Source organism: Staphylococcus sp. HMSC057A08 (genome assembly GCF_001812925.1).
GTDB classification, from domain to species: domain Bacteria; phylum Bacillota; class Bacilli; order Staphylococcales; family Staphylococcaceae; genus Staphylococcus; species Staphylococcus hominis.
In genome coordinates this window covers 424,379-447,028 of sequence record NZ_KV810854.1, presented here as the reverse complement: position 1 = coordinate 447,028, position 22,650 = coordinate 424,379, and the positions used below count along the sequence as shown (strand labels likewise).

The window sequence follows — 22,650 nt, the reverse complement described above, 5'->3', positions numbered from 1 at the left end:
TAGTTTACTATGGAGGTAATTAACCAATAGGAGGAATTTAACATGGCAGTAATTTCAATGAAACAATTACTAGAAGCCGGTGTTCACTTCGGTCACCAAACACGCCGTTGGAACCCAAAAATGAAAAAATATATCTTTACTGAAAGAAATGGTATTTATATCATTGACTTACAAAAAACAGTAAAAAAAGTTGAAGAAGCTTATAACTTCTTAAAACAAGTATCTGAAGATGGCGGTAAAGTCTTATTCGTAGGTACTAAAAAACAAGCACAAGAATCAGTTAAAGCTGAAGCAGAACGTGCTGGTCAATTCTACGTTAACCAAAGATGGTTAGGTGGAATCTTAACTAATTATAAAACAATCTCAAAACGTATTAAACGTATTTCTGAAATTGAAAAAATGGAAGAAGACGGTTTATTTGACGTTTTACCTAAAAAAGAAGTTGTTGAACTTAAAAAAGAATATGACCGTTTAATCAAATTCTTAGGCGGTATTCGTGATATGAAATCTATGCCTCAAGCATTATTCGTAGTTGACCCTCGTAAAGAGCGCAATGCGATTGCTGAAGCACGTAAATTAAATATCCCTATCGTTGGTATCGTTGACACTAACTGTGATCCTGATGAAATCGACTATGTTATCCCAGCGAATGATGATGCTATTCGTGCCGTTAAATTATTAACTGGTAAAATGGCTGACGCTGTCTTAGAAGGTCAACAAGGTATTTCAAACGATGAAGTAGCTGCAGAACAAAACATCGATTTAGATGAAAGTGAAGAAACTCAAAAAGCAGAATCAACTGAAGAAAATACTACTGTTGAATCAAACTAAGATATAGTTTAAATGGGTGATAAGATGTAATGCTTATCGCCCTTTTTTTAAAATATTTATTTAAAACGGATAGTAAATTGGGTATAAATATAAAGGATAAATATTCAATTATGCTTTTAAATCGTATTTTATTTTTAAAATAACCTTAATTAAAAAAATTATTAATAAATTGTAATAGAGTATTGGAAATAATAGTACCTTTAATGGTAATATTTAAATATCATCTATTATTACAATTAGACATATTGGAGGAATAATTAATGGCAATTTCAGCAAAACTTGTTAAAGAATTACGTGAAAGAACTGGCGCAGGTATGATGGATTGTAAAAAAGCGCTAACTGAAACTGATGGAGATATCGACAAAGCAATCGACTACTTACGTGAAAAAGGTATCGCTAAAGCAGCTAAAAAAGCTGATCGAATCGCTGCTGAAGGTTTAGTACATGTAGAAGTAAAAGGTAATGAAGCAGCAATCGTTGAAATTAACTCTGAAACTGATTTCGTTGCTCGAAACGAAGGATTCCAAGAATTAGTTAAAGAAATTGCTAATCAAATCCTTGAAAGTAAAGCTGAAACAGTAGAAGCTTTATTAGAAACTAAATTATCAAGTGGTCAAACAGTTGATGAAAGAATGAAAGAAGCTATCTCAACTATCGGTGAAAAATTAAGCATTCGTCGTTTTGCAATTAGAACTAAAACTGATAACGATGCTTTTGGTGCATACTTACACATGGGTGGACGTATCGGTGTATTAACTGTAGTTGAAGGATCTACTGATGAAGAAGCTGCTAAAGATGTAGCAATGCATATCGCTGCAATTAACCCTAAATATGTTTCTTCAGATCAAGTAAGTGATGAAGAAATTAATCACGAAAGAGAAGTATTAAAACAACAAGCGTTAAATGAAGGTAAACCTGAAAAAATCGTTGAAAAAATGGTTGAAGGTCGTTTACGTAAATATCTTCAAGAAATTTGTGCAGTTGATCAAAACTTTGTTAAAGATCCAGATCAAACAGTTGAAGCTTTCTTAAAATCTAAAGGCGGTAAATTAGCTGACTTCGTACGTTATGAAGTAGGCGAAGGTATGGAAAAACGCGAAGAAAACTTTGCTGATGAAGTTAAAGGTCAAATGAAATAATTTGTTCACATTATTCTAACAAGAAAGAAGACACCTTTAAGGATTCTATATAATAAAATTCTTTTATTATAGAAGACCATTAGTGTCTTCTTTACTTGTATATATTACATATCATTAATCATAGAGAGGAAAAAATAATGGCGCATACTTCTAAATATAAACGTGTAGTACTGAAACTTAGTGGTGAAGCACTTGCAGGTGAAAAAGGTTTTGGTATCAATCCTATCATCATTAAAAGTGTAGCAAAACAAGTCGCTGAAGTAGCTAAAATGAATTGTGAAATAGCGGTTATCGTTGGTGGCGGTAATATTTGGAGAGGTAAAACAGGTAGCGATTTAGGCATGGACCGTGGTACAGCTGATTATATGGGCATGCTTGCTACTGTAATGAATGCATTGGCATTACAAGATAGTTTAGAGCAATTAGATTGTGATACACGAGTATTAACTTCAATTGAAATGAAACAGGTTGCTGAGCCTTATATTCGTCGTCGTGCAATTAGACATTTAGAGAAAAAACGCGTAGTTATTTTTGCAGCTGGTATTGGTAATCCATACTTCTCTACTGACACAACTGCAGCACTACGTGCAGCTGAAGTAGAGGCCGATGTCATTTTAATGGGTAAAAATAATGTTGATGGTGTGTATTCTGCCGATCCAAAAATTGATAAAAATGCTGTGAAATATGATCATCTAACACATATTCAAATGTTACAAGAAGGCCTGCAAGTTATGGATTCAACTGCTTCTTCATTCTGTATGGATAATAACATTCCATTAAATGTATTCTCTATTATGGAAGAAGGCAATATTAAACGTGCCGTTATGGGCGAAAAAATTGGTACATTAATTACTAAATAATTAGAGGTGTAAATGTATGAGTGAGATAATTCAAGATACAAAATCTAGAATGAAAAAATCAATTGAAAATTTATCACGTGAATTAGCTAATATTAGTGCGGGTAGAGCGAATTCTAATTTATTAAATGGAGTAAATGTTGATTATTATGGTGCGCCAACACCAGTTCAACAGTTAGCGAGTATAAACGTGCCTGAAGCACGCTTACTTGTCATTTCTCCATATGATAAAACATCTGTAGCTGATATTGAAAAAGCGATTATTGCTGCTAATCTAGGTGTGAACCCTACTAGTGACGGTGAAGTTATTCGTATCACTGTTCCTGCTTTAACTGAAGAACGCCGTAAAGAATTAGTTAAAAATGTTAAAAAAATCGGTGAAGATTCAAAAGTTTCAATCCGTAATATTCGTCGTGATATCAATGATCAATTGAAAAAAGACGAAAAAAATGGAGACATTACTGAAGATGATTTAAGAAGCCAAACAGAAGATGTTCAAAAAGTAACAGACAATTCAATTAAAGAAATTGATAATTTAGTTGATGAAAAAGAAAAAGATATTATGTCTGTTTAATATTTCATCATACTCTTCTATGACAAGATTATAAATTGTTTTAGTCTAAACTGTGCCAAGTCAGACTTTGGTACAGTTTTTTAATTTGCTTATTCAATGCCATTATTTAGTATGATAAAATGATAGATGATTTCTTAAATAACCTATATAATATAACAGAAATGATCAGGCTCGGAGGAAAGACCATGTTTAGAAAGCTAATAAAAAGAAATAAGACTAAAATCAATCAAAATGATGATTTAGATATACATAATTTACCTGAACATATAGCAATTATCATGGACGGAAATGGTCGTTGGGCAAAAAAGCGTAAAATGCCTAGAATTAAAGGTCACTATGAAGGTATGCAAACCATAAAAAAAGTGACACGTCAAGCAAGTCATTTAGGTATTAAATATTTAACTTTATACGCTTTTTCAACGGAAAATTGGTCAAGACCTGAAAGTGAAGTTAATTATATCATGAATTTACCTGTGAATTTTTTAAAAACATTTCTACCAGAACTTATAGAGAAAAATGTTAAGATAGAAACTATTGGTTTTTTAGATGCAGTACCTCAATCAACAATTGAGGCAATTAATTATGCTAAAGAAAAAACCAAAAATAATACAGGATTGAAATTAGTATTTGCCATTAATTATGGTGGACGAGCTGAACTTGTTCAAAGTATGAAATCAATTTATGATGAACTTCAACGTAATGGTCAAAACAGTGATGATATTGATGAATTGATGATTTCCAAACATTTAATGACCCATCCATATCCAGATCCAGATTTATTAATACGTACATCTGGAGAACAACGCCTTAGTAACTTCTTAATTTGGCAAGCTTCGTATAGTGAATTTATTTTTAATGAGAAGTTATGGCCAGACTTTGATGGTGAAGAATTAAAACAATGTATAAAAATATATCAATCTCGCCAAAGACGTTTTGGAGGATTAAGTGAGGAGTAAATTATGAAAGTAAGAACATTGACCGCGATTATAGCATTGCTTATTTTTCTACCTATATTATTAAAAGGTGGAACTGTTTTAATGCTTTTTGCTTATTTGCTGGCGCTAATTGCTTTAAAAGAATTGTTAAATATGAATATGATTACATTTTTATCAATTCCAGGTAGTTTTAGTGCTTTAGCGCTTATCATTATTATGCTTCCTCAGTCTGCCGGAGATTGGGTGAGTGATGTTCAATTAAAAAGTTTAATTGCAATGAGCTTCATACTATTAAGTTATACTGTACTTTCGAAAAACAGATTTAGCTTTATGGACGCTGCATTTTGTTTAATGTCTGTAGCATACGTTGGAATAGGATTTATGTATTTTTACGCTACACGTTCTTATGGTTTACATTATATACTTTTTGCATTCTTGATCGTATGGTTAACAGATACTGGCGCATATATATTTGGACGATTAATGGGAAAACACAAATTATGGCCAGTGATTAGTCCAAATAAAACGATTGAAGGTTTTATTGGAGGACTCATTTGTAGTTTAATTGTTCCACTTGTAATGATGTTTTTTGTAGATTTTCATCTGAATATTTGGCTGTTATTATTAATTACAATTATTTTAAGTGTATTTGGTCAATTAGGTGACTTAGTAGAATCTGGTTTTAAACGTCATTTTGGTGTTAAAGATTCAGGCAGAATCTTGCCAGGACATGGTGGTATTTTAGATAGATTTGACAGCTTTATGTTTGTTTTACCACTGTTAAACATTCTATTACTACAAATGTAATAAAAAATTAATGTTTTATTTATTTATGAAAAGCATATAATGATATAATTGAGGAGTTATTGAGTTCACATTTGATTAATATTATACAATCGTGTACTTTATAGCTCTTTTTTTAAAACTGTTTTTTTATACTAGGAATTATTATAAAATTTAAAATCTTATAATCTAGATAATTTAAATATTAAAATTAATTGAGGTGTTGTAAGTGAGTTACTTAATCACAATCGTCTCATTTATTATCGTATTTGGTGTACTCGTTACAGTACATGAATATGGACATATGTTTTTTGCAAAACGTGCAGGTATTATGTGTCCAGAATTTGCGATTGGAATGGGACCCAAAATTTTCAGTTTTCGTAAAGATGAAACGTTATATACAATACGTTTACTTCCAGTTGGTGGATATGTAAGAATGGCAGGAGATGGGTTAGAAGAACCACCAATTCAGCCAGGAATGAATGTTAAAATAAAACTAAATGAACAAGATGAAATTACACATATTATTTTAGATGATCAACATAAATTCCAAAAAATTGAAGCGATTGAAGTTAAACGATGTGATTTTAAAGATGATTTATATATTGAAGGTATTACAGCATATGATAATGAAAGACATCATTTTAATATTGCTAAAAAAGCTTATTTTGTTGAAAATGGTAGTTTAATTCAAATTGCACCAAGGCATCGTCAATTTACACATAAAAAACCATTACCTAAGTTTTTAACTTTATTTGCGGGCCCATTATTTAACTTTATTTTAGCTCTCGTACTGTTTATTGGCTTAGCTTATTATCAAGGTACGCCTACCCCTACGGTAAAACAATTAGCAGACCATTATCCAGCACAAGAAGCTGGATTAAAACCTGGAGATAAAATTGTTCAAGTTGGACACTATAAAATTAACGATTTTAGCGATATTCAAAATGCACTTAATAAAACGAAAGACCATCAAACAACAATTAAAATTGTACGAGATGGTCACACCAAATCACTAGATGTTACACCTAAAAAACAAGTGATTAAACAAACAAAATTAAATTCTAAAACTTCTTATGTATTAGGTTTTCAACCTGCGAATGAACATTCACTATTTAAGCCATTAGCATTAGGCGTACAACAATTTTTTGATGCAAGTGTACTTATTTTTAAAGCAGTTGGAACAATGATTGGAAGTATTTTTACAGGTGGCTTTACTTTTGACATGTTAAATGGTCCAGTTGGTATTTATCACAATGTAGATTCTGTAGTAAAACAAGGTATTATTGCATTAACATACTATACGGCATTGTTGAGTGTTAACTTAGGGATTATGAACTTATTACCTATTCCAGCTTTAGATGGTGGTAGAATTTTATTTGTTATTTATGAAGCGATATTTAGAAGACCAGTAAATAAAAGAGCTGAAACTGCAATTATTGCTGTTGGAGCTATATTTGTAGTGATTATTATGGTCTTAGTCACTTGGAATGATATACAACGTTATTTCTTATAATTTAGGAGGATAAAAAATGAAACAATCGAAAGTCTTTATACCAACAATGAGAGAAGTCCCTTCTGAAGCTGAGGCTTTAAGTCATCAGTTGTTATTAAAAGCAGGTTTAATTAAACAAAGCACAAGTGGTATTTATAGTTATTTACCATTAGCAACACGTGTACTAAATCATATTTCTAGAATCATTCGTGAAGAAATGGAAAATATTGATGCAGTTGAGATTTTAATGCCAGCATTACAGCAAGCAGAACTTTGGGAAGAGTCAGGACGTTGGGGGGCTTATGGTCCTGAATTAATGCGATTAAAAGACCGTAATGGAAGAGAATTTGCTTTAGGACCTACTCATGAAGAAGTAGTGACTTCTATCGTTAGAGACGAATTAAAGTCTTATAAACAATTACCATTAACATTATTCCAAATTCAATCTAAGTTCCGTGATGAAAAACGTCCACGTTTTGGTTTATTACGTGGAAGAGAATTCATCATGAAAGATGCTTATTCTTTCCATGCTGATGAAGCATCATTAGATCAAACGTATCAAGATATGTATAATGCTTATAGTCGTATTTTCAAACGTGTTGGAATTAACGCGCGTCCAGTAGTAGCTGATTCTGGTGCTATTGGTGGTCATCATACACATGAATTTATGGCTTTAAGTGAAATTGGTGAAGATACGATTGTGTATAGTGAAAATAGTGATTATGCAGCAAACATTGAAAAAGCTGAAGTTAAGTATTATCCCAATGAGAAACATACAGACATTAAATCACTAGAGAAAATAGAAACACCAAATATTAAAACAGCTCAAGAATTAGCTGACTTTTTAAATCGTCCAATTGATGAAATTGTAAAAACAATGATTTTCAAAGTGGATGGTGAATTCATGATGTTCTTAGTAAGAGGTCATCATGAGCTCAATGATGTGAAGGTGAAAGCATACTTTGAAACTGATAGTGTGGAAATGGCGACTCAAGATGAAATTGTAAATTTACTTGGAGCAAATCCTGGTTCATTAGGACCTATTCATAATAAAGACATTAAAATTATTGCTGATAATTTTGTTAAAGATTTAAATAACATAGTGATAGGTGCTAATGAAGATGGCTATCACTATATTAATGCAAATGTTGAGCGTGATTTTAATATCGATGAATACGGAGATTTTAGATTTATTTTAGAAGGTGAACCATTAAGTGATGGTTCTGGAAATGCAAAATTTGCAGAAGGTATTGAAGTTGGACAAGTATTTAAACTTGGAACGAAATATTCTGAAGCAATGAATGCTAAATTTTTAGACAATCAAGGTAAAGCTCAACCTTTAATTATGGGTTGCTATGGTATCGGAGTGTCTAGAACATTAAGTGCGATTGTTGAGCAAAATAATGATGAAAATGGTATTATTTGGCCAAAGTCAGTCACTCCATTTGATTTACATTTAATTACAATCAATCCTAAAAAAGAAGAACAACTTGAATTAGGAGATAAATTATACTCAGAATTGCAATCTAAATATGATGTACTTTATGATGATCGTAAAGAACGTGCAGGCGTTAAATTTAATGATGCTGATTTAATTGGTTTACCGATAAGAATTGTTGTAGGTAAAAATGCAAGTGAAGGCATTGTTGAAGTTAAAGTGCGTCAAACGGGTGAAAGTGAAGAAGTTCATATTAATGAATTAGACAATCACATTGCTTCACTCTATGAAAAACTATAGGTACACATGAATAAAAATGGTTGGAACATTTTGTTGTTTCCAACCTCTTTTATTGTTTTTATTAGTTAAACTGTAATCATGAAAAATAAATGTGAAAGTAGTATAATATAAATCAAGTTTTTTAAAGTAAATGATAAGTTCGAAATAAGGTGGTTATTCTTTGTGGCAATGACAAGTCAGGAAAAATTTAGAGTACTTGCCGATCAAATTAAGATTTCAAATCAATTGGATAAAGAAATACTTGAAAAAGGTGAACTCACACGAATAGATGTATCAAATAAAAATAGAAGTTGGGAATTTCAGATTACGTTACCTTATTTTCTTTCAAATGAAGATTATTTAATCTTTACTCATGCAATTAAAGAAGAGTTTAAAGATATTGCACATGTGGACTGGCATTTTACAATTCAAAATACATCGAATCAAGATGAACATGTGATTAAATATTTTGGACATTGTATTGAACACACAGCTTTATCACCAAAAGTGAAGGGTCAACTTAAACAAAAACGTTTAATTATGTCAGGCAATGTTTTAAAAATAATGACTTCAAATGATATTGAAAGAAATCATTTTGATAAAGTATGTAATGGTAGTTTAGTAAAAGCATTTCAAAAATGTGGCTTTGATATAGATAAAGTAATATTTGAAACTGACGATTCGAATAGAGATGAAGATCTTGCTTCATTAGAGGCACATATTCAAGAAGAAGATCAACAAAGTGCTAAAGAAGCTACAGAAAAAATTGAAAAAATAAAAGCTGAAAAAGCAAAACAACAAGATAATAACGGTAGTAGTGTTGAAAAATGTCAAATAGGAAAGCCAATTCACGTTGAAAATATTAAACCTATTGAAACAATTATTGAAGAAGAATTTAAAGTAGCCATTGAAGGAGTTATCTTTGATATTAATATTAAAGAACTAAAAAGTGGACGTCACATCGTTGAACTTAAAGTGACAGACTATACAGATTCTTTAGTATTAAAAATGTTTACTAGAAAAAATAAGGATGATTTAAATCACTTTAAAGCCTTAAGTGTAGGTAAATGGGTGCGTGCACAAGGTCGTATAGAAGAAGATACATTTGTCCGTGATTTAGTCATGATGATGTCAGATATTGAAGAAATCAAAAAGACACCTAAACAAGATAAAGCAGAAGAGAAACGTGTCGAATTTCATTTACATTCATCAATGAGTCAAATGGATGGTATTCCAAACATCAGCGCATATGTTAATCAGGCTGCAGCATGGGGACATAAAGCAATAGCTGTTACTGATCATAATGTGGTTCAAGCTTTTCCTGATGCTCATAGTGCAGCGGAAAAAAATGGAATTAAAATGATTTACGGGATGGAAGGCATGTTAGTCGACGATGGCGTGCCTATTGCCTATAAACCTACCGATAGAAATTTAAAAGATGCGACATATGTAGTGTTTGACGTCGAAACAACAGGTTTATCTAATCAATATGATCAAATTATTGAACTTGCTGCTGTCAAAGTTAAAGATGGCGAAATTATAGATAAATTTGAAAGATTTAGTAATCCACATGAAAAATTATCAGAAACAATAATTAATCTGACACACATTACAGATGACATGCTAGTGGATGCACCAGAAATTGAAGAAGTACTAACAGAATTTAAGGAATGGGTAGGAGATGCGATTTTTGTAGCGCATAATGCTTCATTCGATATGGGCTTTATTGATACAGGGTACGAACGATTAGGTTTTGGTCCATCAACTAATGGAGTGATTGATACCCTTGAATTATCACGTACTATTAACACTGAATATGGTAAACATGGGTTAAATTTCTTAGCTAAAAAATATGGCGTTGAACTCACTCAACACCATAGAGCGATTTATGATACTGAAACAACAGCTTATATTTTCATTAAAATGGTTCAACAAATGAAAGAATTAGGTGTGGCTAATCATAAAGATATTAATAAAAAATTATCAAATGAAGATGCCTATAAACGTGCACGACCAACCCATGTCACACTCATAGTTCAAAATCAAGATGGACTTAAGAATTTATTTAAAATCGTAAGTGCTTCTTTAGTAAAATATTATTATAGAACACCTAGAATTCCACGATCATTATTAAATGAATATCGAGAAGGCATTTTAGTTGGTACAGCTTGTGATGAAGGGGAATTATTTACAGCTGTGATGCAACGTGATCAATCTGAAGTTGAAAAAATAGCAAAGTATTATGATTTTATAGAAGTACAACCACCTAAACTTTATCAAGATTTAATCGATCGTGAATTAATTCGTGATACTGAAACATTGTATGAAATATATGATCGTATTTTAAAAGCGGGAGAAAGTACAGGAATACCTGTGATAGCTACTGGTAATGCTCATTACCTATTTGAGCATGATGCTATTGCTCGTAAAATTTTAATTGCATCACAACCAGGTAATCCATTAAATCGTTCCACACTTCCAGAAGCACATTTTAGAACAACAGATGAAATGTTAGATGAATTTCATTTCTTAGGAGAAGATAAAGCCTATGATATTGTTGTTAAAAATACGAATGAATTAGCAGACCGAATTGAGAAAGTAATTCCAATTAAAGATCAATTATTTACACCACGTATGGAGGGCGCTAATGAAGAAATACGTGAATTAAGCTATACAAATGCAAAAAAATTGTATGGTGATGACTTACCGCAAATTGTAATTGATCGTCTCGAAAAAGAATTAGATAGTATTATTGGCAATGGCTTTTCAGTTATCTATCTCATATCACAACGGTTAGTTAAAAAATCATTAGATGATGGATATTTGGTAGGGTCACGTGGTTCTGTAGGTTCGAGCTTTGTTGCAACAATGACAGAGATTACAGAAGTAAATCCGCTCCCTCCACACTATATATGTCCACATTGTAAGACGAGTGAATTTTTTGATGATGGATCGGTAGGTTCTGGCTTCGACTTACCTGATAAAACGTGTGAAACATGTGGTGGCGAATTAATTAAAGAAGGTCAAGATATTCCATTTGAGACTTTCTTAGGATTTAAAGGAGATAAAGTGCCAGATATTGACTTGAACTTTAGTGGTGAATATCAACCGCATGCCCATAACTATACGAAAGTACTTTTTGGAGAAGATAAAGTATTCCGAGCAGGTACAATTGGTACAGTGGCTGAAAAAACGGCATTTGGTTTCGTTAAAGGATATCTAAATGACCAAGGTATTCATAAACGTGGTGCGGAAATCGATAGACTTGTCAAAGGATGTACAGGTGTTAAACGTACAACTGGACAGCATCCAGGAGGAATTATTGTAGTTCCTGATTATATGGATATTTACGATTTTACACCGATACAATATCCAGCAGATGATCAAAGTGCACCTTGGATGACAACACACTTTGATTTCCACTCGATTCATGATAATGTGTTAAAACTTGATATACTTGGACACGATGATCCTACAATGATACGTATGTTACAAGATTTATCGGGTATCGATCCTAAAACGATTCCTGTTGATGATAAGGAGACAATGCAAATATTTAGTAGTCCGGCCTCTTTAGGTGTAACAGAAGAGGATATTTTATGTAAGACAGGCACATTTGGTGTACCTGAATTTGGTACAGGTTTTGTTCGTCAAATGTTAGAAGATACTAAGCCAACAACATTTTCTGAACTTGTACAAATTTCAGGATTATCACATGGTACCGATGTGTGGCTTGGTAATGCGCAAGAGTTAATTCGCTCAGGCATCTGCGATTTATCCAGTGTAATTGGTTGTCGTGACGATATTATGGTATATCTTATGTATGCTGGACTTGAACCTTCAATGGCTTTCAAAACAATGGAGTCTGTGCGTAAAGGTAAAGGACTTACGGATGAAATGATAAATGCGATGAAAGCGAATGATGTACCTGATTGGTATTTAGATTCATGCTTAAAAATTAAATACATGTTCCCTAAAGCTCACGCAGCTGCTTACGTACTTATGGCTGTACGTATTGCATACTTTAAAGTGCATCATCCGTTATACTATTATGCAGCATATTTTACAATTCGTGCATCAGACTTTGATTTAATTACAATGATTAAAGATAAAGAAAGTATTAAGAACACAGTTAAAGATATGTATTCTCGTTATATGGATTTAGGAAAAAAAGAAAAAGATGTATTAACAGTATTAGAAATAATGAATGAAATGGCACATCGTGGGTTTAAAATGCAGCCGATTAGCTTAGAAAAAAGTCAAGCTTTTGATTTTATTATTGAAGATGATACATTGATCCCACCATTTATTGCTGTGCCAGGATTAGGGGAAAATGTAGCTAAACGTATTGTTGAGGCACGTGAAGACGGGCCGTTTTTATCCAAAGAAGACCTTAATAAAAAAGCAGGTTTATCTCAAAAAATTATTGAATACCTTGATGATTTAGGTTCATTACCAGATTTACCAGATAAAGCACAGTTGTCCATTTTTGATATGTAAATGGAGAACTTAGATGTATTAATAGTAGCTTCATTTGTTTAAGCATATAAAGTATGTTATAATTAATTTGTGTAAAAATTTAGACTCAGGCAGAAAGAGTGGGCATATACCCGCTCTTTTCTATTTGCCAAAAAAGGAGGCCTGTATGAGTAAAATTACTGAAGAAGTAGAAACTATCATTACTCCCATTTTAGATGATTTAAACTTTGAATTAGTTGATGTTGAATATGCAAAAGAAGGCAAAGATCGTTTTTTGAGAATCTCTATTGATAAAGAAGGTGGCGTAGATTTAAATGATTGTACGCTTGCTTCTGAAAAAATAAGTGAAGCAATGGATCAAAATGATCCTATTCCTGAAATGTATTATCTTGATGTAGCTTCACCTGGAGCTGAACGTCCACTAAAAAAAGAAAAAGATTATCAAAATGCGATAGAGCAACCTGTATTTGTATCTCTTTATGCGCCAATTGAAGGTGATAAAGAATGGTTAGGTATTCTGAAGTCTGTCGATGATGACACAATAACTATGGAAGTTAAAGAAAAATCAAAGAAAAAAACAATTGAGTTACCAAGAAATAAAATTGCAAAAGCACGTCACGCTGTAATGATTTAACGTGATGAGGAGGAATAATTGTGGCAAGTAATGAATTATTATTAGCAACTGAATACTTAGAAAAGGAAAAGAAAATTCCAAAAGAAGTTTTGATTGATGCAATTGAAGCAGCTTTAATTACTGCATATAAGAAAAATTATGATAGTGCTAGAAACGTTCGTGTAGAATTAAATATGGATGAAGGCACATTTAAAGTCATCGCACGTAAAGAAGTTGTAGAAGAAGTATTTGATGATCGTGAAGAAGTTGATTTAAGCACTGCTTTAGTTAAAAATCCTGCTTATGAAATAGGTGATATTTACGAAGAAGATGTCACACCTAAAGACTTTGGTCGTGTTGGTGCACAGGCTGCTAAACAAGCAGTAATGCAACGTCTAAGAGATGCTGAAAGAGAAATTTTATACTCTGAGTTTATTGATAAAGAAGAAGATATTTTAACAGGTGTGATTGATCGTGTTGATCATCGATATGTGTATGTTAATTTAGGTAGAATCGAAGCGGTTTTATCTGAAGCTGAAAGAAGTCCTAATGAGACATACGTTCCAAATGAAAGAATTAAAGTCTATGTTAATAAAGTAGAGCCAACAACAAAAGGTCCACAAATTTATGTGTCAAGAAGTCATCCGGGTTTATTAAAACGTTTATTTGAACAAGAAGTCCCAGAAATTTATGATGGAACTGTTATTGTGAAATCAGTTGCACGTGAAGCAGGAGATCGTTCTAAAATTAGTGTATACTCTGAAAATCCAGATATAGATGCAGTGGGAGCTTGTGTAGGTGCAAAAGGTTCACGTGTTGAAGCGGTTGTTGAAGAATTAGGTGGGGAAAAAATCGATATTGTTCAATGGGATGAAGATCCAAACGTTTTTGTACGTAATGCTTTAAGCCCATCACAAGTTTTAGAAGTTATTGTTGATGAAGATAACCAATCTACTGTAGTGGTAGTACCTGATTATCAATTATCATTAGCTATTGGTAAACGAGGACAAAATGCGCGCTTAGCTGCCAAACTGACAGGATGGAAAATTGATATTAAATCTGAAACAGATGCTCGCGAAGCAGGAATTTATCCTATAATTGAATCTGAAGAAAAAGCTGATGAAATAGTATTTTCTGAAGATAAAGATATTGAAATTGATGACATCAATTTAGAAGAAACAAACTTAACAACAGCTGAATTATCAGCGGAAGTTGATGAAACTTCAAATGAAGCACAAGACGCTTCAGATAATAAAGAAGAACATTAATACGTTTAAGCATGTGGGGTGAGTAGTAAATGAAGAAGAAGAAAATTCCAATGCGCAAATGCATCATCACGAATGAAATGCGTCCTAAAAAAGACATGATTCGAGTAGTAATTAATAAAGAAGGCGAAATTTTCGCTGATGGTACTGGAAAACAACAAGGTAGAGGTGCATATGTTTCAAAAGATGTTAAAAGCGTAGAAGATGCTCAAAAAAATGGTGTACTCGAGAAATATTTTAATGAAAGTCCTGAAAAATTAGATCCTGTATATAAAGAAGTAATTCGATTAATTTATAGAGAAGAGATTCCTAAATGACAAAAGAACAGATATTTAATTTTTTAGGCTTAGCGATGAGAGCTAGAAAAGTTAAAGTTGGAGAATCAGTACTCATATCAGAAATAAAAAAACGTAATATTAAGCTTGTGATTTTATCTACTGATGCTTCAGATAACGCTAAAAAGAATATAAAGAATAAATGTGACACATATCATGTTCCATTTAGAGTTTTCGGTACGAGAGTAGAATTAGGACAATCATTAGGCAAAGAAGAACGTGTAAATGTTGGCGTAACAGATTCAGGTTTTGCCAAAAAACTTATGTCGATGATTGATGAATATTGTAAGGAGTGATTATATGAGTAAAAAGAGAATTTACGAATATGCGAAAGAAGTAAATGTTAAAAGTAAAGAGATTATAGATGAGTTAAAGAAAATGGACGTTGAAGTATCCAATCACATGCAAGCATTAGAAGATGACCAAATTAAGATGCTTAATAAAAAGTTCAAATCATCAAAAAATGAAGAAAATAAAAAACAAAACACTCAAAATAATCACCAAAAACAGCAAAATAAAAAAGATAATAATCAAAACAAATCTAATTCAAAGAAAAAAAACAATAAAAATAGCAAAAACAATAAAAACAACAAAAATAATAAAAAAGGTAAGAATAACAAACCTGCTGCTGAACCCAAAGAAATGCCTTCAAAAATCACGTACGAGGAAGGTATTACAGTAGGAGAACTTGCTGATAAATTAAATATCGAATCATCTGACATTATTAAAAAATTATTTTTATTAGGTATTGTTGCTAACATTAACCAATCATTAGATGAAGAAACATTAGAACTTATCGCAGATGATTATGGTGTTGAAATTGAAAAAGAAGTTGTTGTTAATGAAGAAGACCTAACAACTTATTTTGATGATGAAGAAGACGACCCAGATGCAATTGAACGACCAGCAGTTGTAACAATTATGGGACACGTTGACCATGGTAAAACAACATTACTAGACTCAATTAGAAATACTAAAGTAACAGCAGGAGAAGCAGGCGGTATCACACAACACATTGGCGCATATCAAATTGAAAATAATGGTAAAAAAATTACTTTCTTAGATACACCTGGACATGCAGCTTTCACAACAATGCGTGCACGTGGTGCTCAAGTAACAGATATCACTATTTTAGTAGTAGCAGCAGATGATGGCGTTATGCCTCAAACAATTGAAGCAATTAACCATGCTAAAGAAGCGGATGTACCAACAATTGTTGCGGTCAACAAAGTTGATAAACCAACTGCAAATCCAGACCGAGTGATGCAAGAGTTAACTGAATATGGTTTAATTCCAGAAGATTGGGGTGGCGACACAATCTTTGTACCACTTTCAGCATTAAATGGTGATGGTATTGATGACTTATTAGAAATGATTGGTTTAGTTGCCGAAGTACAAGAATTAAAAGCTAATCCTGATAAGCAAGCAGTAGGTACTGTTATTGAAGCAGAATTAGATAAATCACGTGGACCAGCTGCGTCATTATTAGTTCAAAATGGTACGTTGCATGTAGGTGATTCAATTGTAGTTGGTAATACGTATGGTCGCGTAAGAGCTATGGTAAATGATTTGGGTCAAAGAATCAAAACAGCTGGGCCTTCTACACCGGTTGAAATTACTGGTATTAACGATGTACCTCAAGCAGGTGACCGCTTCGTTATTTTCAAAGATGAAAAACAAGCGCGTCGTATTGGTGAAGCTCGTCATGAAGCAAATGTGATTCAACAACGTCAAGAAAGCAAAAATGTTTCATTAGACAATTTATTCGAACAAATGAAACAAGGCGAAATGAAAGATCTTAATGTCATTATTAAAGGCGATGTACAAGGTTCTGTAGAAGCTTTAGCTGCATCTCTTATGAAAATTGATGTTGAAGGCGTAAATGTTCGTATTATTCATACAGCTGTAGGGGCAATCAATGAATCAGATGTTACATTAGCTAATGCCTCAAATGGTATTATTGTTGGATTTAACGTACGTCCTGATGCAGGTGCGAAACGTGCAGCAGAAGCTGAAAATGTTGATATGCGTCTTCATAGAGTCATCTATAATGTTATAGAAGAAATTGAATCAGCGATGAAAGGTTTATTAGATCCTGAATTTGAAGAACAAGTTATCGGACAAGCTGAAGTACGTCAAACATTCAAAGTTTCAAAAGTTGGAACAATTGCCGGTAGTTACGTAACTGAAGGTAAAATCACTCGTAACGCAGGCGTACGTGTCATTCGTGATGGTATCGTTCAATTCGAAGGTGAACTTGATACGTTAAAACGTTTTAAAGATGACGCTAAAGAAGTATCACAAGGTTACGAATGTGGTATTACAATTGCAAACTTTAATGACATTAAAGAAGGTGACATTATTGAAGCATTCGAAATGGTAGAAATTGAAAGATAACTCATTTGTAAAGAGCTGAAGTGTATATGATATAGGTAGCCACTTTAGCCTTCTTTTCTAAATATATGTTAAATAATAAAGAGGTGACATATCTATGAGTAATATGAGAGCTGAACGTGTTGGCGAACAAATGAAAAAAGAAGTTATGGATATCATTAATAATAAAGTTAAAGATCCAAGAGTAGGATTTATTACTATTACTGACGTTGAATTAACAAATGATTTATCACAAGCCAAAGTTTTTTTAACAGTGCTTGGCAATAAAAAGGAAGTTAATGATACGTTTAAAGCTTTAGATAAAGCAAAAGGATTCATTAAATCTGAGCTAGGTTCAAGAATGAGATTACGTATAGTACCAGAGTTATTCTTTGAATATGATGAATCAATTGAATACGGTAATAAAATTGAAAAAATGATTCAAGATTTACACAAACAAGATAAATAATACTTTATCATTGTTATTAATCAGTGACATTCAATCAAATAACTTCAGAAAAAGAAATTTAGATGTAACATATAATGGGGGTAGGACGATAACATTTACATGAATTCAGTCCTACTCCTTTTTATATGATTAATACTGGTAAAACATTGATAAGACATTAGATGATTTAATAATACATAGTGAGACATAATAAACTAAAGGGTGTGAAAAAATGTACAACGGTATATTACCAGTGTATAAAGAGCGTGGTTTAACCAGTCATGATGTTGTATTTAAACTTAGAAAAATCTTAAAAACTAAAAAGATAGGTCATACTGGAACATTAGATCCTGAAGTTTCAGGTGTACTACCTATCTGTATAGGGACAGCAACAAGAGTGAGCGACTATGTCATGGATATGGGGAAATCTTATCAAGCAACCATTACATTAGGTGAAAGTACGACAACTGAAGATCAAACTGGAGAAGTAATAGAAAAAGTAAATATAGCGGCGAATACGATTACTTCTATAGAAGTTGATCGTGTTTTAGAAGAATTTAAAGGAGTAATAGAGCAGCTTCCTCCAATGTATTCCTCTGTAAAAGTAAATGGAAAAAAATTATATGAATATGCTAGAAAAGGAGAAACTATTGAACGGCCAAAACGACAAGTTAAAATTGATGAAATTGAACGAATATCTGATTTAACATTTATAGAACAAACATGTCATTTTGATATAAAAGTAACGTGTGGAAAAGGTACCTATATCAGAACGTTAGCAACAGATATTGGCAAAGCTTTAGGTTATCCTGCTCATATGTCGTTGTTAACTCGTATAAATTCGGGTGGATTTAATATAAATGAGAGTTTATCACTTGAAAAAATTTCTGAATTACATGAGCATGAAACATTACAACATTATCTATTTCCTATAGAATATGGTTTGAAAAGTTTACAACATGTAGTCATTGATGATGACACTTTAAAGTATAGAATCTTAAATGGTCAAAAACTCCTAAAAAAAGATTTTACTCTATCATTAGAAAAGCAATTTGTGTTTATTGATAAGATAAGTGAAAAAGCATTAGCCATTTATGAACATCATCCTGACAAAATTAACGAAATAAAGCCTAAAAAAGTATTTAATTAAAGGAGCCTTTGATTGATATGAAAGTGATAGAAATAACACATCCAATACAAAATGAACAACTCATAAAAGAAGATGTTGCAATGGCATTTGGTTTTTTTGACGGTATGCATCGTGGTCACAGTAAAGTATTTGAAGCATTAGATATACGTGCAAAAGAAAAAAATTTAAAAAAGGCAGTAACAACATTTGATCCGCATCCATCAGTAGTATTAAATCCTGAACGTAAACGTACAGATTACTTAACGCCACTATCTGATAAATTAGAAATGATAGAACAGCATGATATTGATTATTGTATTGTTATCAATTTCTCATCACGTTTTGCTAACGTCACAGCTGAAGAGTTTATCAAAGACTATATTATTAATAATCATGTTAAAGAAGTTGTTGCAGGATTTGATTTTACATTTGGTAAATTTGGTAAAGGAAATATGGCCGTGTTAAATGAAATAGATGAATTTAATACTACAATAGTCGGTAAATTAGATTTAGATTCTGAAAAAATTTCAACAACATCAATTAGACAAGCGTTACATGAAGGCAATCTACAAAAAGCTAATGATGAATTAGGTTATTTATATCGAATTAAAGGTACAGTTGTTCAAGGAGAAAAAAGAGGTCGAACAATCGGTTTTCCAACAGCTAATGTCCAACCTAGCGATGATTATGTACTTCCTAAAAAAGGGGTATATGCGGTAAGTATTGAAATAGGTGCCGAACACAAAATATATCGTGGGGTAGCTAACGTAGGTGTTAAGCCGACATTCCACGATCCATCTAAAGCAGAAGTGGTGATAGAGGTGAATATTTTTGATTTTGAAGAAAATATTTATGGAGAACGTGTAATCGTATATTGGCACCATTATTTAAGACCAGAGGTAAAATTTGATGGTATAGATGCTTTAGTCAGTCAAATGAATGATGATAAAGAACGTGCAAAATATCTTTTAGCAGTTGATTTTGGTGATGATGTATCGTATAATATTTAAAGTTGAGTTTTTAAAAAACTTATTACTATTGAATCCTTTATCTTGGCAGGTTGAAACTCCGACGCCTTGCTCAGATTAAGGTGTAAACAAAAATTAGGAGGAATTTAATTATGGCTATTACTCAAGAACGTAAAAATGAAATTATTAAAGAATATCGTGTACACGAAACAGATACTGGTTCACCAGAAGTACAAATCGCTGTTTTAACTGCAGAAATCACTGCATTAAATGAACACTTACGTGAACACAAAAAAGATCACCATTCACGCCGTGGATTATTAAAAATGGTTGGTCGTCGTAGACATTTATTAAACTACTTACGTAGTAAAGATATTCAACGTTACCGTGAATTAATTAAATCATTAGGTATTCGTCGTTAATTTTAAATATATTGAAGGGAAAGCACCATTTAGATTGGTACTTTCCTTTTTTGTATTTTTATCATAAACACTAATATAAAAATATATAAATAAATGATATGATGTAAGTATTAGATTTCAGAGAGGAGATTCATAATGTCTCAAGAAAAGAAAGTGTTCAAAACCGAATGGGCTGGAAGATCGTTAACGATTGAGACAGGTCAATTAGCGAAACAAGCTAATGGTGCAGTTTTAGTACGTTATGGTGATACTGTTGTATTATCTACAGCAGTTGCTTCTAAAGAGCCACGTGATGGTGATTTTTTCCCCTTAACAGTTAACTATGAAGAAAAAATGTATGCGGCTGGTAAAATTCCAGGTGGATTTAAAAAACGCGAAGGTCGTCCTGGAGATGAAGCGACACTTACTGCACGTTTAATTGATAGACCAATTAGACCATTATTCCCTAAAGGTTATCGACATGACGTTCAAATTATGAATACTGTATTAAGTGCGGACCCAGACTGCTCCCCAGAAATGGCAGCAATGATTGGATCGTCAATGGCATTGAGCGTGTCTGATATTCCATTCCAAGGACCAATTGCCGGTGTTAATGTAGGATATATTGATGGAACATACGTGATTAATCCAACACTTGAACAAAAAGAAGTATCTCGTTTAGATTTAGAAGTTGCTGGTCATAAAGATGCTGTAAATATGGTTGAAGCAGGTGCGAGTGAAATTACAGAACAAGAAATGCTTGAAGCGATTTTCTTTGGTCATGAAGAGATAAAACGCTTAGTTGCTTTCCAAGAAGAAGTTGTTGAGCATATTCAACCTGTAAAAAAAGAATTTATTCCCGTTGAACGTGATGAAGAATTAGTACAACGAGTAAAATCTTTAACGGAAGAAAAAGGATTAAAAGAAACTGTACTAACATTTGACAAACAACAACGTGATGAAAATTTAGATGCACTTAAAGCAGAAATCGCTACTGAATTTGTAGACGAAGCGGACCCAGAAAATGAGTTGCTTATCGATGAAGTATATGCAATCTTAAATGATTTAGTAAAAGAAGAAGTTCGTCGATTAATTGCAGATGAAAAAATTAGACCTGATGGACGTAAACCAGATGAAATTCGTCCGCTTGAATCAGAAGTTGGTTTATTACCACGTGCACATGGTTCTGGATTGTTTACCCGTGGACAAACTCAAGCATTATCTGTACTTACTTTAGGAGCATTAGGAGACTATCAACTTATTGATGGATTAGGACCTGAAATTGAAAAACGTTTTATGCACCACTATAATTTTCCTAATTTCTCAGTAGGTGAAACGGGTCCAGTAAGAGCGCCAGGTCGTCGTGAAATTGGTCACGGTGCACTAGGTGAAAGAGCGCTTAGATATATCATTCCTGACACTACAGAGTTTCCATACACAATTCGTATTGTGAGTGAAGTATTAGAGTCAAATGGCTCATCTTCACAAGCTTCAATTTGTGGATCAACATTAGCGTTAATGGATGCTGGTGTACCTATTAAAGCTCCAGTAGCCGGTATTGCTATGGGTCTTGTCACTCGTGAAGACAGTTATACAATTTTAACTGATATTCAAGGTATGGAAGATGCCTTAGGTGATATGGACTTCAAAGTTGCTGGAACTAAAGAGGGTATTACTGCGATTCAAATGGATATCAAAATTGATGGTTTAACACGTGAAGTGATTGAAGAAGCTCTTGAACAAGCTCGTCAAGGTCGTTTAGCTATTATGGATCATATGTTACAAACAATCGATCAACCACGTAGTGAATTAAGTGCATATGCACCTAAGGTAGAAATTATGCATATCAAACCTGAAAAAATTCGTGATGTCATTGGTCCGGGTGGTAAAAAAATTAATGAAATTATTGACGAAACTGGCGTTAAGTTAGATATTGAACAAGATGGTACTATCTTTATTGGCGCTGTTGATCAAGAAATGATAAATAGAGCTCGAGAAATTATTAATGAAATTACACGCGAAGCTGAAGTGGGTCAAGTATATCATGCAAAAGTTAAGCGTATTGAAAAATATGGTGCTTTTGTAGAATTATTCCCAGGTAAAGATGCTTTATTACACATTTCTCAAATTTCTAAAGATAGAATAAATAAAGTTGAAGACGTTTTAAAAATCGGTGATACGATTGAAGTTAAAATTACAGAAATTGATAAACAAGGCCGTGTAAATGCGTCTCATAAAGTTTTAGATGAATAAATGGATGAAGTTAAGGTTAGGACAAAATGAAGTCCTAACCTTCTTTATATATATA

General features: G+C 32.6%; 19 protein-coding genes. All 19 read left to right on the top strand.

The genetic code is table 11. The features are described 5' to 3' along the window. The first annotated feature begins 42 nt into the window (after nucleotides 1-42). The 19 genes from rpsB to pnp all read left to right on the top strand — a co-directional run bounded on the left by rpsB (nucleotide 43) and on the right by pnp (nucleotide 22,595). Nucleotides 43-831, top strand: coding sequence for a 30S ribosomal protein S2 (gene rpsB, locus HMPREF2881_RS06745; RefSeq protein ID WP_002448842.1), 789 nt, complete (start codon nucleotides 43-45; stop codon nucleotides 829-831). Between the two features lie 260 nt (nucleotides 832-1,091). Continuing rightward, nucleotides 1,092-1,970, top strand: a complete 879-nt coding sequence (tsf, locus tag HMPREF2881_RS06740; protein WP_002448836.1) for a translation elongation factor Ts — start codon at nucleotides 1,092-1,094, stop codon at nucleotides 1,968-1,970. A gap of 137 nt (nucleotides 1,971-2,107) precedes the next feature. Then, on the top strand, nucleotides 2,108-2,830 hold the full coding sequence (gene pyrH, locus HMPREF2881_RS06735; RefSeq protein ID WP_002448742.1) for a UMP kinase: 723 nt from the start codon (nucleotides 2,108-2,110) through the stop codon (nucleotides 2,828-2,830). A gap of 16 nt (nucleotides 2,831-2,846) precedes the next feature. After that, entirely contained in the window at nucleotides 2,847-3,401 is a 555-nt protein-coding gene (gene frr, locus HMPREF2881_RS06730) for a ribosome recycling factor (RefSeq protein ID WP_002448791.1), read from the top strand. A gap of 185 nt (nucleotides 3,402-3,586) precedes the next feature. Beyond that, nucleotides 3,587-4,357 (top strand): isoprenyl transferase, encoded by a 771-nt coding sequence (locus HMPREF2881_RS06725; RefSeq protein WP_002448749.1) that lies wholly within the window; start codon nucleotides 3,587-3,589, stop codon nucleotides 4,355-4,357. A 3-nt stretch (nucleotides 4,358-4,360) separates the two neighbouring features. After that, nucleotides 4,361-5,143 (top strand): phosphatidate cytidylyltransferase, encoded by a 783-nt coding sequence (locus HMPREF2881_RS06720; RefSeq protein ID WP_002448762.1) that lies wholly within the window; start codon nucleotides 4,361-4,363, stop codon nucleotides 5,141-5,143. A 205-nt stretch (nucleotides 5,144-5,348) separates the two neighbouring features. Then, complete coding sequence (rseP, locus tag HMPREF2881_RS06715) at nucleotides 5,349-6,635, top strand: RIP metalloprotease RseP (RefSeq protein ID WP_002488698.1); 1,287 nt, start codon at nucleotides 5,349-5,351, stop codon at nucleotides 6,633-6,635. Nucleotides 6,636-6,651: 16 nt separating this feature from the next. Next, entirely contained in the window at nucleotides 6,652-8,352 is a 1,701-nt protein-coding gene (locus HMPREF2881_RS06710) for a proline--tRNA ligase (RefSeq protein ID WP_002488658.1), read from the top strand. A gap of 168 nt (nucleotides 8,353-8,520) precedes the next feature. After that, nucleotides 8,521-12,831, top strand: a complete 4,311-nt coding sequence (locus HMPREF2881_RS06705) for a PolC-type DNA polymerase III (RefSeq protein WP_100217436.1) — start codon at nucleotides 8,521-8,523, stop codon at nucleotides 12,829-12,831. Nucleotides 12,832-12,976: 145 nt separating this feature from the next. Beyond that, entirely contained in the window at nucleotides 12,977-13,444 is a 468-nt protein-coding gene (gene rimP, locus HMPREF2881_RS06700; protein ID WP_002488707.1) for a ribosome maturation factor RimP, read from the top strand. A 20-nt stretch (nucleotides 13,445-13,464) separates the two neighbouring features. Further along, nucleotides 13,465-14,691, top strand: a complete 1,227-nt coding sequence (gene nusA, locus HMPREF2881_RS06695; protein WP_002488679.1) for a transcription termination factor NusA — start codon at nucleotides 13,465-13,467, stop codon at nucleotides 14,689-14,691. Between the two features lie 29 nt (nucleotides 14,692-14,720). Further along, nucleotides 14,721-15,005 (top strand): RNase P modulator RnpM, encoded by a 285-nt coding sequence (rnpM, locus tag HMPREF2881_RS06690; RefSeq protein WP_002448835.1) that lies wholly within the window; start codon nucleotides 14,721-14,723, stop codon nucleotides 15,003-15,005. After that, nucleotides 15,002-15,319, top strand: a complete 318-nt coding sequence (locus HMPREF2881_RS06685) for a YlxQ family RNA-binding protein (RefSeq protein ID WP_002448860.1) — start codon at nucleotides 15,002-15,004, stop codon at nucleotides 15,317-15,319. Before rnpM ends, HMPREF2881_RS06685 begins: the two co-directional genes overlap by 4 nt. Nucleotides 15,320-15,323: 4 nt before the next feature. Beyond that, complete coding sequence (gene infB, locus HMPREF2881_RS06680; protein ID WP_002488708.1) at nucleotides 15,324-17,420, top strand: translation initiation factor IF-2; 2,097 nt, start codon at nucleotides 15,324-15,326, stop codon at nucleotides 17,418-17,420. A gap of 94 nt (nucleotides 17,421-17,514) precedes the next feature. Further along, a complete protein-coding gene (gene rbfA / locus HMPREF2881_RS06675) occupies nucleotides 17,515-17,865 on the top strand; it encodes a 30S ribosome-binding factor RbfA (RefSeq protein WP_002448740.1) in 351 nt (116 codons plus the stop codon). A 211-nt stretch (nucleotides 17,866-18,076) separates the two neighbouring features. Beyond that, nucleotides 18,077-18,994 carry a tRNA pseudouridine(55) synthase TruB gene (gene truB / locus HMPREF2881_RS06670; RefSeq protein ID WP_002488654.1) on the top strand — a complete coding sequence of 306 codons (918 nt, stop codon included), beginning with the start codon at nucleotides 18,077-18,079 and terminating at the stop codon, nucleotides 18,992-18,994. 17 nt (nucleotides 18,995-19,011) lie between these two features. Next, nucleotides 19,012-19,983 carry a riboflavin biosynthesis protein RibF gene (ribF, locus tag HMPREF2881_RS06665; protein ID WP_002448787.1) on the top strand — a complete coding sequence of 324 codons (972 nt, stop codon included), beginning with the start codon at nucleotides 19,012-19,014 and terminating at the stop codon, nucleotides 19,981-19,983. 110 nt (nucleotides 19,984-20,093) lie between these two features. After that, nucleotides 20,094-20,363, top strand: a complete 270-nt coding sequence (gene rpsO / locus HMPREF2881_RS06660) for a 30S ribosomal protein S15 (protein ID WP_002448819.1) — start codon at nucleotides 20,094-20,096, stop codon at nucleotides 20,361-20,363. A gap of 135 nt (nucleotides 20,364-20,498) precedes the next feature. Continuing rightward, complete coding sequence (pnp, locus tag HMPREF2881_RS06655) at nucleotides 20,499-22,595, top strand: polyribonucleotide nucleotidyltransferase (RefSeq protein WP_002448862.1); 2,097 nt, start codon at nucleotides 20,499-20,501, stop codon at nucleotides 22,593-22,595. The last annotated feature ends 55 nt before the right edge of the window (nucleotides 22,596-22,650 follow it).